Annotated in this window: 18 protein-coding genes; all 18 read left to right on the top strand. The window is 43.1% G+C overall.

The window, feature by feature from the left end; all coding sequences use genetic code 11:
- The first annotated feature begins 13 nt into the window (after positions 1 to 13).
- Positions 14 to 553, top strand: a complete 540-nt coding sequence (gene rplE / locus RO21_RS08405) for a 50S ribosomal protein L5 (protein ID WP_047977345.1) — start codon at positions 14 to 16, stop codon at positions 551 to 553.
- 11 nt (positions 554 to 564) lie between these two features.
- Positions 565 to 870, top strand: a complete 306-nt coding sequence (rpsN, locus tag RO21_RS08400) for a 30S ribosomal protein S14 (RefSeq protein ID WP_047977344.1) — start codon at positions 565 to 567, stop codon at positions 868 to 870.
- Between the two features lie 36 nt (positions 871 to 906).
- Positions 907 to 1,299 carry a 30S ribosomal protein S8 gene (gene rpsH, locus RO21_RS08395; protein ID WP_047977343.1) on the top strand — a complete coding sequence of 131 codons (393 nt, stop codon included), beginning with the start codon at positions 907 to 909 and terminating at the stop codon, positions 1,297 to 1,299.
- A 16-nt stretch (positions 1,300 to 1,315) separates the two neighbouring features.
- The gene (rplF, locus tag RO21_RS08390) at positions 1,316 to 1,849 is read left to right on the top strand and encodes a 50S ribosomal protein L6 (RefSeq protein ID WP_047977342.1); all 534 of its coding nucleotides are present in this window, start codon (positions 1,316 to 1,318) and stop codon (positions 1,847 to 1,849) included.
- A gap of 14 nt (positions 1,850 to 1,863) precedes the next feature.
- Entirely contained in the window at positions 1,864 to 2,217 is a 354-nt protein-coding gene (rplR, locus tag RO21_RS08385) for a 50S ribosomal protein L18 (RefSeq protein WP_047977341.1), read from the top strand.
- Positions 2,218 to 2,231: 14 nt separating this feature from the next.
- Positions 2,232 to 2,732 carry a 30S ribosomal protein S5 gene (gene rpsE / locus RO21_RS08380; RefSeq protein ID WP_005711985.1) on the top strand — a complete coding sequence of 167 codons (501 nt, stop codon included), beginning with the start codon at positions 2,232 to 2,234 and terminating at the stop codon, positions 2,730 to 2,732.
- Between the two features lie 6 nt (positions 2,733 to 2,738).
- Positions 2,739 to 2,915 (top strand): 50S ribosomal protein L30, encoded by a 177-nt coding sequence (rpmD, locus tag RO21_RS08375; protein WP_006250021.1) that lies wholly within the window; start codon positions 2,739 to 2,741, stop codon positions 2,913 to 2,915.
- A gap of 4 nt (positions 2,916 to 2,919) precedes the next feature.
- A complete protein-coding gene (gene rplO, locus RO21_RS08370) occupies positions 2,920 to 3,354 on the top strand; it encodes a 50S ribosomal protein L15 (protein ID WP_047977340.1) in 435 nt (144 codons plus the stop codon).
- 3 nt (positions 3,355 to 3,357) lie between these two features.
- Positions 3,358 to 4,680 (top strand): preprotein translocase subunit SecY, encoded by a 1,323-nt coding sequence (gene secY, locus RO21_RS08365; protein ID WP_047977339.1) that lies wholly within the window; start codon positions 3,358 to 3,360, stop codon positions 4,678 to 4,680.
- A 24-nt stretch (positions 4,681 to 4,704) separates the two neighbouring features.
- Positions 4,705 to 4,818: a 50S ribosomal protein L36 gene (rpmJ, locus tag RO21_RS12580; RefSeq protein WP_005705974.1), complete on the top strand. Its 114-nt coding sequence runs from the start codon at positions 4,705 to 4,707 to the stop codon at positions 4,816 to 4,818.
- Positions 4,819 to 4,953: 135 nt separating this feature from the next.
- A complete protein-coding gene (gene rpsM / locus RO21_RS08360) occupies positions 4,954 to 5,310 on the top strand; it encodes a 30S ribosomal protein S13 (RefSeq protein WP_005599322.1) in 357 nt (118 codons plus the stop codon).
- Positions 5,311 to 5,328: 18 nt separating this feature from the next.
- A complete protein-coding gene (rpsK, locus tag RO21_RS08355; RefSeq protein WP_005705959.1) occupies positions 5,329 to 5,718 on the top strand; it encodes a 30S ribosomal protein S11 in 390 nt (129 codons plus the stop codon).
- A 27-nt stretch (positions 5,719 to 5,745) separates the two neighbouring features.
- Positions 5,746 to 6,366, top strand: coding sequence for a 30S ribosomal protein S4 (gene rpsD, locus RO21_RS08350; protein WP_047977338.1), 621 nt, complete (start codon positions 5,746 to 5,748; stop codon positions 6,364 to 6,366).
- A gap of 39 nt (positions 6,367 to 6,405) precedes the next feature.
- Positions 6,406 to 7,395, top strand: a complete 990-nt coding sequence (locus RO21_RS08345) for a DNA-directed RNA polymerase subunit alpha (RefSeq protein ID WP_047977337.1) — start codon at positions 6,406 to 6,408, stop codon at positions 7,393 to 7,395.
- 34 nt (positions 7,396 to 7,429) lie between these two features.
- Positions 7,430 to 7,816: a 50S ribosomal protein L17 gene (rplQ, locus tag RO21_RS08340; RefSeq protein ID WP_047977336.1), complete on the top strand. Its 387-nt coding sequence runs from the start codon at positions 7,430 to 7,432 to the stop codon at positions 7,814 to 7,816.
- Positions 7,817 to 8,212: 396 nt separating this feature from the next.
- Positions 8,213 to 8,800: an FMN-dependent NADH-azoreductase gene (locus RO21_RS08335; RefSeq protein WP_047977335.1), complete on the top strand. Its 588-nt coding sequence runs from the start codon at positions 8,213 to 8,215 to the stop codon at positions 8,798 to 8,800.
- 94 nt (positions 8,801 to 8,894) lie between these two features.
- A complete protein-coding gene (selB, locus tag RO21_RS08330; RefSeq protein ID WP_047977334.1) occupies positions 8,895 to 10,733 on the top strand; it encodes a selenocysteine-specific translation elongation factor in 1,839 nt (612 codons plus the stop codon).
- A gap of 8 nt (positions 10,734 to 10,741) precedes the next feature.
- Positions 10,742 to 12,193 (top strand): molybdate ABC transporter ATP-binding protein ModF, encoded by a 1,452-nt coding sequence (gene modF, locus RO21_RS08325; RefSeq protein WP_047977333.1) that lies wholly within the window; start codon positions 10,742 to 10,744, stop codon positions 12,191 to 12,193.
- Positions 12,194 to 12,233 lie beyond the last annotated feature (40 nt).

Here is a 12,233-nt window from a genome sequence, read left to right as displayed (position 1 = left end):
CTGGAGTAATGCGATGGCGAAACTGCATGATTACTACAGAGATACAGTAGTTAATGAATTAAAAGCAAAATTCAACTACTCATCTGTCATGCAAGTCCCACGAATCGAAAAGATAACCCTAAATATGGGTGTGGGTGAAGCATTGACCGACAAAAAACTATTAGATAACGCCGTGGCGGATCTAACAGCAATCAGCGGTCAAAAACCTTTAATTACAAAAGCACGCAAATCTGTTGCAGGCTTTAAAATCCGTCAAGGCTACCCTATCGGCTGCAAAGTAACCCTTCGTGGCGAACGTATGTGGGAATTCTTTGAAAGATTGATTACTATTGCTGTTCCACGTATCCGTGACTTCCGTGGTTTAAATGCGAAGTCTTTCGATGGTCGTGGTAATTACAGCATGGGTGTGCGTGAGCAAATCATTTTCCCTGAGATCGACTATGATAAAGTAGATCGTGTGCGTGGTTTGGATATTACTATCACAACAACAGCGAAAAGTGATGAAGAAGGTCAAGCTCTTTTAGCTGCTTTCAATTTCCCATTCCGTAAATAAGGTAGGTTATCGTGGCAAAACAATCAATGATTGCACGTGATGTAAAACGTGCGAAATTAGCTGATAAATTCTACGCTAAACGTCAAGAATTAAAGAAAATCATCTCTGATGTAAATTCTTCTGACGAAGATCGTTGGGCAGCAGTGTTAAAATTACAAACACTTCCTCGCGATTCTAGCCCTAGCCGTCAGCGTAATCGTTGCCGCCAAACTGGTCGTCCTCACGGCGTACTGAGCAAGTTTGGTTTAAGCCGTATTAAGGTGCGTGAAGCCGCTATGCGTGGCGAAATTCCGGGCCTTAAAAAAGCAAGCTGGTAATAACCTCTTTTAATTTGGAATCATGGGAGTAAATACATGAGTATGCAAGATCCAATCGCAGATATGCTGACCCGTATTCGTAACGGTCAAGCTGCGAACAAAGTTGCAATCAGTATGCCTTCATCTAAGTTAAAAGTTGCGATTGCAAGCGTTTTAGCTGAAGAAGGTTACGTTGAGAGCTTTAAAGTTGTTGAAGGTGTTAAACCTGAACTGGAAATTACGTTAAAATATTTCCAAAACAAACCGGTTGTAGAAAGTATCCAGCGCGTGAGCCGTCCTGGTCTTCGTATTTATAAACGTAAAGACGAGTTACCAAAAGTAATGGGCGGATTAGGTATCGCAGTAGTTTCTACATCTAAAGGTGTAATGACCGACCGTGCAGCGCGTCAAGCGGGTCTCGGCGGTGAAATTATCTGTTACGTAGCATAATAGTGAGGTAGGAAAAATGTCTCGTGTTGCAAAAGCACCTGTTAATGTTCCTGCCGGAGTTGATGTAAAACTCGATGGTCAGCTATTAACAGTTAAAGGTAAAAACGGCGAGTTATCTCGTGAAATTCATAATGCGGTTGAAGTAAAATACGAAGCTAATGTATTAACATTCGCCCCTAAAGCAGGGATTGTCAATGCGGATGCGCAAGCAGGTACTGCTCGTGCATTAGTTAATGCAATGGTTATCGGTGTTACCGAAGGCTTTACTAAGAAATTACAATTAGTTGGTGTTGGTTATAGAGCACAAATGAAAGGCAACACAGTTGCGTTAAGTTTAGGCTTCTCACACCCGATTGAACATGTATTGCCTGCTGGCGTAACTGGTGAATGTCCGTCTCAAACAGAAATCGTTCTTAAGAGTGCAGACAAACAGTTAATCGGTCAAGTAGCAGCAGATATTCGTGCATATCGCCGTCCAGAGCCTTATAAAGGTAAAGGTGTACGTTACGCTGATGAAATCGTACGTACAAAAGAGGCTAAGAAAAAGTAAAGTAAGGTAACACTATGGATAAGAAAGTAGCTCGTATCCGTCGTGCAAGCCGTGCACGTCATTTAATGAGAGAGCAAGGTGCAACGCGTTTAGTTGTACATCGCACACCTCGTCATATTTATGCGCAGGTAATTGCACCAAATGGCTCAGAAGTTTTAGCAGCAGCTTCAACTGTTGAAAAAGTAATTAAAGAGCAAGTTAAATATACCGGTAATAAAGATGCGGCGGCAGTAGTAGGTAAACTTATTGCAGAGCGTGCTTTAGAAAAAGGTATTCAAGCGGTTGCATTTGATCGTTCTGGTTTTAAATATCACGGTCGTGTGCAAGTTTTAGCAGATGCTGCTCGTGAAGCTGGTCTTCAGTTCTAATAGAGGAATTTGAGATGTCAAACATCGAAAAACAAGCTGGTGAACTGCAGGAAAAGCTAATTGCGGTTAATCGTGTATCAAAAACCGTTAAAGGTGGTCGTATTATGAGCTTTACTGCTTTAACAGTAGTAGGCGATGGTAACGGTCGTGTAGGTTTTGGTTACGGTAAAGCTCGTGAAGTTCCGGCAGCAATCCAAAAAGCGATGGAGAAAGCTCGTCGCAATATGGTTAATGTAGCGTTAAACGAAGGTACATTACAACACCCTGTTAAAGGTTCTCACACAGGTTCACGTGTATTTATGCAACCGGCAAGCGAAGGTACGGGTATCATCGCAGGCGGTGCAATGCGTGCGGTGTTAGAAGTTGCAGGTGTGCATAACGTTCTTTCTAAAGCGTACGGTTCAACTAACCCTATTAACGTTGTTCGTGCAACAATTGATGCACTTGCAAATATGAAATCACCGGAAATGGTTGCTGCTAAACGTGGTAAAACCGTTGAAGAAATTTTGGGGTAATTGAATATGGCAAAAATTAAAGTAACTCAAACCCGTAGCTCGATTGCTCGTTTACCGAAGCATAAAGCGACGTTAAAAGGCTTAGGTCTACGTCATATTCGTCATACTGTTGAGTTGGAAGATACACCTGCTGTACGCGGTATGATCAATCAAGTTTCATATATGGTTAAAGTGGAGGAGTAATCAAATGCGTTTAAATACTCTTTCTCCAGCTGAAGGTGCTAAGCACAGTGCAAAACGTTTAGGCCGTGGTATTGGTTCCGGTTTAGGTAAAACAGGTGGTCGTGGTCATAAAGGTCAAAAATCTCGTACCGGTGGCAGTGTTCGCCGTGGTTTCGAGGGTGGTCAAATGCCTTTATACCGTCGTTTACCAAAATTTGGTTTTACTTCTCTTAAATCATTGCATACAGCTGAAGTACGTTTAAATGAGTTAGCAAAAGTAGAAGGTAACACAGTTACTTTAGAGGCTTTAAAAGCAGCTAACGTAATCACAAAAGATATTTTATCTGCTAAAGTTATTCTTTCAGGTAAAATTGAAAAAGCAGTAGTGGTTAAAGGCTTAAGCGTAACTAAAGGTGCAAAAGCTGCTATTGAAGCTGCTGGTGGTTCTATCGAGGAATAATAAATGGCTAAACAACCAGGATATCAAGGTAATACTCAGAAGGGGACTAGTGAATTAAAATCAAGATTATTGTTCGTTTTAGGTGCTTTAATCGTTTTTCGTATCGGTTCTTTTATTCCTGTTCCTGGTATTGATGCTTCTGTATTATCCGAGCTAGTTCGACAACAGCAAGGCACCATCATTGATATGTTCAATATGTTCTCTGGTGGTGCTTTAAGTAGAGCTTCTATATTTGCATTAGGGATTATGCCCTATATTTCTGCGTCAATTATTCTTCAATTATTGACAGCAGTTCACCCTGCCCTAGCTGAATTGAAAAAAGAAGGCGAAGCGGGCAGACGCAAAATCAGCAAATATACACGTTATGCGACATTGTTATTAGCACTCATTCAGTCTATCGGTATCTCAGTCGGACTTCCGAATATGCTGCACGGATTAGTGCCTAATCCAAGTATGCTATTCTATATTACCTCTGTAATCAGCTTAGTAACCGGAACAATGTTCCTGATGTGGCTAGGCGAACAAATTACGGAGCGGGGTATTGGTAATGGTATTTCACTTATTATCTTTGCAGGGATTGTCGCAGATTTGCCATCGGCAATCGGTCAGACAATTGAACAATCTCGTCAAGGTGAGATCTCGTTACTTGTCCTACTGTTGATAGCGGTCATTGCGTTTGCAGTAACATATTTTGTCGTTTTTGTTGAGCGTGGACAAAGAAGAATCGTTGTAAACTATGCAAGTCGCCAGCAAGGAAGAATGATGGCACCTGCAAGATCATCTCATTTACCATTAAAAGTTAATATGGCAGGCGTTATTCCTGCAATTTTCGCCTCAAGTATTATCTTATTTCCGGCAACGATAGCACAATGGTTCGGTTCTGCCGAAGGATTTGAATGGTTATTTGATTTATCACAGTTATTACAACCGGGTCAGCCGTTATATGTCGTATTATTTACGATGGCTGTCATATTCTTTGCATTCTTTTATACAGGAATGCAGTATAATCCTCGTGATACAGCGGATAATTTAAAAAAATCAGGTGCGTTTGTACCAGGTTATCGACCAGGCGAGCAAACATCTCGTTATATTGATAAAGTGATGACACGTTTAACCTTAATTGGTGCGTTATATATCACCTTTGTTTGTTTGGTTCCTTATATCATAACATCTCTATGGAAAGTTTCTTTCCAATTAGGCGGAACTTCATTATTGATTGTTGTGGTTGTTATTATGGATTTCATCGCACAGGTACAAAGTCATTTAATGTCTTTGCAGTATGATTCTGTGTTGAAGAAAGCCAATCTAAAAGGCTTAGGGCAGTAGCCCTTTGATATCAAAGGATAAGCAATGAAAGTTCGTGCTTCAGTAAAAAGAATGTGTCGTAACTGTAAAGTTGTTAAGCGTGAAGGTGTCGTACGCGTTATTTGTAGCGATCCTAAACACAAACAACGTCAAGGTTAATTGACAAATTTCTTGCAAAGAACCTGCTGGGCAGTTATACTGCTCAGCTCATTTTGTCCTGATATGCTGTTTGAGTATCCTGAAACGGGCTTTTCAAGATCAGTATATCAATAACTTTAAAAATAGGAGTGCATAGTGGCCCGTATTGCAGGCATTAACATTCCTGATCAAAAACATACCGTAATTGCACTGACTGCTATTTATGGCATCGGTAAAACTCGTGCAAAAGCAATTTGCGCTGCAACGGGTATTGCTGAAGATGTGAAGATCAGAGAATTGTCTGAAGAGCAGATTGAAAAACTGCGTGAAGAAGTTGGTAAATTTACTGTCGAAGGTGATTTACGTCGTGAAGTAACTTTAAGCATCAAACGTCTTTTAGACCTAGGTTGCTATCGTGGTTTACGTCATCGTCGTAGTTTACCGGTACGTGGTCAACGTACTAAGACTAATGCGCGTACCCGTAAAGGTCCACGCAAACCGATCAAAAAATAATCGGAGTAGATAGATAAAATGGCTAAAACACCAGTTCGTGCACGTAAACGTGTAAAAAAACAGATCGCAGATGGCGTAGCTCATATCCATGCGTCTTTCAATAATACAATCGTAACCATTACTGACCGTCAAGGTAATGCTCTTGCTTGGGCAACTGCGGGTGGCTCAGGTTTCCGTGGTTCTCGTAAATCAACACCATTCGCCGCACAGGTTGCTGCTGAGCGTTGTGCTGAAATGGTTAAAGAGTTTGGTTTAAAGAATTTAGAAGTTATGGTTAAAGGTCCGGGTCCAGGTCGTGAATCCACTATTCGTGCATTAAATGCAGCGGGTTTCCGTATTACGAATATTACTGACGTGACTCCGATTCCTCATAACGGTTGTCGTCCACCGAAAAAACGTCGTGTGTAATTGACGTAGGATAATTGGAGAAAGAAAATGGCAAGATATTTGGGTCCAAAACTCAAGCTAAGCCGTCGTGAAGGTACCGATTTATTCCTTAAATCAGGTGTTCGCGCGATCGAGTCAAAATGTAAAATTGATACAGCGCCAGGTCAACACGGTGCTCGTAAACCTCGCTTATCTGACTATGGTAGTCAGCTTCGTGAAAAACAAAAAGTTCGCCGTATGTATGGTATTTTGGAACGTCAATTCCGTAACTACTATAAAGAAGCTAACCGCTTAAAAGGCAATACCGGTGAAAACTTATTAGTGTTATTAGAAGGTCGTTTAGATAATGTTGTTTACCGTATGGGCTTTGCAGCAACACGTGCGGAAGCACGTCAGCTTGTAAGCCACAAATCTATCGTGGTAAACGGTCGTGTTGTCAACATTCCTTCATTCCAAGTTTCTGTTGATGATGTGATCGCTGTACGTGAGAAATCTAAAAAACAAGCACGTATTAAAGCATCATTAGAGTTAGCAACCCAACGTGAAAAACCAACTTGGTTAGACGTGGATGCAACTAAAATGGAAGGTGTATTTAAACGTACGCCTGAACGTTCTGATCTATCAGCAGATATTAATGAACATCTGATCGTTGAGCTCTATTCTAAATAATCGTTAGCAATAGTAGCTTGAAAGCAAAGAGAGGATAAAATGCAGGGTTCTGTAACAGAATTTTTAAAACCCCACTTAGTGAATATTGAACAAATCAGTTCAACTCACGCAAAAGTGACATTAGAACCGTTAGAGCGTGGCTTCGGGCACACTTTAGGTAACGCACTTCGTCGCATTTTACTTTCGTCTATGCCTGGTTGCGCAGTTACAGAAGTAGAAATTGATGGTGTATTACACGAATACAGCAGCAAAGAAGGTGTTCAAGAAGATATTCTTGAAGTCTTGTTAAACCTAAAAGGTCTAGCGGTAAAAGTGCAAAATAAAGATGATATTATTTTGACACTGACTAAATCTGGGATTGGCCCTGTAACTGCAGCCGACATTACACTTGATAGTGATGTTGAAATTGTGAATCCTGAACACGTTATTTGTCACTTAACGGATAAAAACGCCTCTATCAATATGCGTATCCGTGTGCAACGTGGTCGGGGTTATGTACCGGCATCTGCTCGTGTACATACGCAAGAAGATGATCGTCCTATCGGCCGCTTATTAGTGGATGCACGTTTTAGTCCGGTTGACCGTATCGCCTACAATGTAGAAGCGGCACGTGTGGAACAACGTACAGACTTAGATAAGCTGGTTATTGAGATGGAAACTAACGGCACGCTTGATCCGGAAGAAGCCATCCGCCGTGCTGCAACGATTTTAGCAGAACAGCTAGCTGCATTCGTTGATTTGCGTGATGTTCGTCAGCCAGAAGTGAAAGAAGAAAAACCGGAGTTTGATCCAATTCTTCTACGTCCAGTAGATGACTTAGAGCTGACAGTTCGTTCTGCTAACTGTTTGAAGGCAGAGACAATTCACTATATCGGTGATTTAGTCCAACGTACAGAAGTTGAGTTATTAAAAACACCTAACCTTGGTAAGAAATCACTTACCGAGATTAAGGATGTGCTTGCTTCTCGTGGTTTATCACTGGGTATGCGCCTTGAAAATTGGCCTCCGGCAAGTATTGCTGAAGACTAATTCAGATATTAGATTTTCTAAGAAGGAATAGGTTATGCGCCATCGTAAGAGTGGACGTCAATTAAACCGTAACAGCAGTCATCGCCAAGCGATGTTCCGCAATATGGCAAGTTCATTAATTAGTCATGAAATTATCAAGACTACATTGCCAAAAGCGAAAGAGTTACGTCGTGTAGTTGAGCCGTTAATTACTTTAGCAAAAGTTGATAGCGTAGCGAATCGTCGCTTAGCTTTTGCCCGTACTCGCAACATCGAAACCGTTGCTAAATTATTCAATGAATTAGGTCCACGTTTTGCACAACGTGCGGGTGGTTATACCCGTATCTTAAAATGTGGTTTCCGTGCAGGTGATAATGCGCCAATGGCTTACATTGAGTTAGTAGATCGCCCGGAAGTTTCTGCAGAAACTGTAACTGAATAATCTATTTGATTGATGCTAAAAGCCCGATTTATTCGGGCTTTTTGTTTTTCTGTGAACTTTTGCAAGCGGTGAGATCGCCGAGAAAATTTGCGGTATTGCATTTATAACAGTAGATATTCAATAATTGATTAGCATTTTACATTGTGTGCCAAGTGGTATATTGAATAGCACTCTTGAATTGCAAACGTGGGCATTGCACTATGATGATGTGTGAAAATATCAGTTTATGCAATGGCAATATAATAGTGAAGTTAGATAAATTGCCACTTACGATTATTTAGTATGAGTAAATACTCTTTTCATTTTTAGAGGGTTTATTTCTAGTTAAAATAACGTAAACTAGCAATAGATTTGATGGTGTTTCTTATCGCCGTTGTTGATATATTGAGGTTAATGATGAAAAATGTATTAGTATTAAAATCCAGTATTTTGGCTGACCATTCCCAATCTAATTTATTAAGTGATTATTTCACGGCGCAGTTAAACGCCAATATAACTACCCGTGATCTTGCGGCAGAGCCGTTGCCTTATTTTAACGGTGAAGCAGCGGTTGCAACTCGTGGTGCGCCGCAGACAGAGGCACAAAAATCACTACTGGCTCTTTCGGATGAGTTGGTTGCCGAGTTACAAAAGACGGATGTACTGGTTATCAATGCGCCAATGTATAATTTCAGTGTTCCGGCACAGCTTAAAAGCTATTTTGATTATGTTGCCCGCGCAGGTGTAACGTTCCGCTATACTTCAGAAGGACCGGAAGGGTTGGTGAAGGGCAAAAAAGCTGTGGTTATTTTAACGACCGGCGGTTTACATAAAGACAGTCCGACAGATTTAGTGAAACAATATGTAAAAACTTTCCTTGCTTTTATTGGGATTACCGATGTCGAATTTGTCTATGCGGAAGGGATTGGAATGGGCGAACAAGCGGTTGAAAAAGCGCGACAATCTGCAAAAGCCGAGTTGGATCGCATTGCTCAATCATTATAATCAGTTGAACACCGCATAATGCGGTGTTTTTCTTATCTGGATTCTTTTTCTCTTTCCTTATATCATTGGCTGATTGAATGGATTTGGAGGCACAATGATTGTTGTTACCGCCGGCCACGTTGACCATGGCAAAACCTCACTCTTGCAAGCATTAACCGGCACGCACACCGCCCATCTTCCCGAAGAGAAAAAACGGGGATTGACGATTGATTTAGGCTACGCCTATTTGCCTGTTGAAAATGATACGCTCGGTTTTATTGATGTGCCGGGGCATCAAAAATTTCTCTCCAATATGCTGGCGGGGTTGGGCAGTCTTCAGCACGCATTGTTGGTTGTGTCGGCGGAGGAAGGGATTAAACCGCAAACTGATGAACACCTTCGCATTCTCACTTTGTTAGCATTTCAACATATTATGGTGGTGCTGACGAAAGCCGATCGTGCCGAACCGGATCACATTCAGCAACTTATCGTTGAACTCAAACAGCGTTACGCTTGTTTAGCCACCGCCCCTTTTTTTATTACATCAGCCCATTCCGGGCAGGGCATTGATGACTTAAAGCAGCACTTAATTCGTTTAAAAAGCGAGAATGCGCCGATCACCAAACCATTTCGTTATGCGATTGATCGGGTGTTTACGGTGAAAGGCGCGGGCGTGGTTGTAACCGGCACAGCTGTGGCAGGTCGGGTAAAGGTTGGCGATGAACTGTCATTTTCCGGTGGTGCAATGGTGCGGGTAAAACAAATCCACGCCCAAAATCAGCCGAGTGAGCAAGGCTGTGCGGGGCAGCGGCTGGCGTTAAATTTGGCAAATGCGGATAAGGCGACAATAAAACGGGGGGATTGGCTTACCGAGCTGCCCCTTGATAATGCCACTCTGCGCATAACCGTTGAACTTACCCCGCTTTTATCGCTAAAGCCAAGTACGGTGGTGCATCTTTACCACTATGCGAGCCACATTACCGCAAAAATGAACTTACTTAATACCGAGCAAGCGGTCGGAAACGGGCAATTTTTTGCAGAAATTATCCTTGATGAACCGTTGCATATTGCCTTTGGGGATAAGCTCATTCTGCGTAGTGGTGATGATAGTCAAACGCTCGCTGGTGCGAGGGTGCTGGAAATTTACGCACCCAAACGACACAAACGCACACCACAGCGGCTAGAGTATTTGGCACGACTGGCGTGTGCTGCCGACTATCCGCAGCGTCTTGCGCTTTATACGCAGCAGAATGCGGTTGAAAGAGAAAAATTGGCTTGGCTTGAGCAAATGTTTAGTGCCGATTTAGACGGTTCGGATACGCTCACCTATGGTAAATGGTTATATACTGATGTTTTTCAGCAGCAGCTCCAGCAACAAATCGTGGCTAAATTGGCAGATTATCACGCACAGCATAACGATCAAATCGGAGTAACTAAGGCGCGCTTATATCGGATTGCCGCTTTGCATCAGTCCGAACCGTTGGTCTATCACATTATTGATCAGTTATTGGCAGACAAGCGTCTTAACCAAACACGAGGTTGGTTGCATCTGCCTGATCATCGGATTGAATTTAATCAAGATGAATGGCAAAAATGGGCTATGATCCAACCGCTTTTTGCGGCAACTCACCACGCATTGTGGGTAAGAGAGATTGCCGAGGCGTTATCGGCAGATGAAACGGCGATCCGCCATCTGCTCTATAAAGCGGGCAAATTGGGCTATCTCGTGCCGATTGTCAAGGATCGCTTTTTACTGCACGAACATATTGTTGACTTTGCGCAACGCATTAAAGGGATCATCGCGGAACAGGGCGATATTTCCGTTAATCAACTGCGTGATGAATTGCAATACGGGCGTAAATTGACGGTGCAACTGATTGAATACTTTGATCGCAGCGGCTTTTTACGGCGTAAGGGAAACGTGCATTTATTGCGGGATCAAGACATTTACTAGGGGGAAATATGCAACTGACTATTCAGCAAGGGGTATTCCAGCTCGGCAAACACAGATTAGGGATTGAACAGTTAACGATCTGCCGTTCGGATTTTTGGGTCGTTGTCGGCGGCAACGGCAGTGGAAAAAGTGTTTTTGCCCGCACGCTGCGGGGCGATTTCCCGCTGACAAGCGGTCGGTTTGACAGCGATTTTTGCAAAATCGGCTTATCGTCGTTTGAGCAGCAACAGCAACTGATCGAGGCGATTTTTCACGCTCGTAATAATGATACCGTTGAACCCGATGATTTCGGTCTTACCGCCCGCCAAGTGATCTTAGCAGAAGGCGGTGAGGCGAACCGGTGTGAGGATTACGCCGAGCAGCTAGGCATTCTTGCTTTGTTGGATCGCCCGTTTATTCAGCTCTCCACCGGCGAAAGCCGCAAAGTGCTATTGTGTCAATTATTGGTGAGTGAGCCGGATTTGCTGATTTTAGACGAGCCTTTTGAGGGGTTGGATCAGCTATCCGTTCAACATTGGCTTAGCTTGTTGCAGCGGTTACGGCAGCGAATGGCGGTGGTGCTTATCGTGAATCGGTTTAACGACATTCCCCCGCAAGCCACGCATATTGCTTTGCTCGACCAACTGAATTTGGTTTGGCAGGGGAGTCAGACGGAGGCGGCACAAAATGCGTTATTTCAGCAACTTATCTATGCGGAAACCGCTATCACAGTCCCGCTTCCGACCAGCCCGCAACCGCCCGTTCGCCTTCCGCCTGATGTTGTCCCCTTTGAATTGAAGAATGTAACCGTGCAATATGGCGAAAAGCAAATTTTAGCGGATCTCTCGTGGACGGTGAAACTGCAGCAGCATTGGTGGATTAAAGGGCCGAACGGAGCGGGCAAATCTACGCTTCTTTCGCTCATCACGGGCGATCACCCGCAAGCCTATGCCAACCACGTTGTACTGTTTGGCAAGCAGCGGGGATCGGGTGAAACCATTTGGGAGATCAAGCAACGTATCGGCTATGTGAGCAGCCAGTTGCATATGGATTATCGGGTAAATTGCAGTGTGTGCGATGTGATTGTGTCGGGCTTTTTTGATTCGATCGGCGTTTATCAACGGATTCCCGATACCTTAAAACATAAGGCGCAAGAGTGGCTGGCTCGTTTAAATCTATTACATTTGGCAAATGCCCCGTTTCGCTCGCTCTCGTGGGGGCAACAACGGCTACTGCTCATTGCACGGGCAATGGTAAAGCACCCACCGATTTTGATTTTAGATGAACCGCTACAAGGGTTGGACGGCTTAAATCGCAAGCTGGTGAAGCATTTTATCGACCAACTGGTTCAAAACAGCCAAACCCAACTCTTATTTGTTTCCCACCAAGAGAGCGATGCACCCGACTGCATTAGCCACATTTTTGAATTTGTCTCGCACGAAACGGGGTATCAGTACGTTATTCGAGAAATAATATCTTAAAAAATAAATAAAGGGATATATTACGATATCCCTTTAATGC

Origin of the sequence: Muribacter muris, from assembly GCF_001038205.1 — a bacterium.
GTDB lineage: Bacteria > Pseudomonadota > Gammaproteobacteria > Enterobacterales > Pasteurellaceae > Muribacter > Muribacter muris.
The sequence above is the reverse complement of the archived record's forward strand: the minus strand, read 5'-3'. Positions and strand labels throughout refer to the sequence as shown.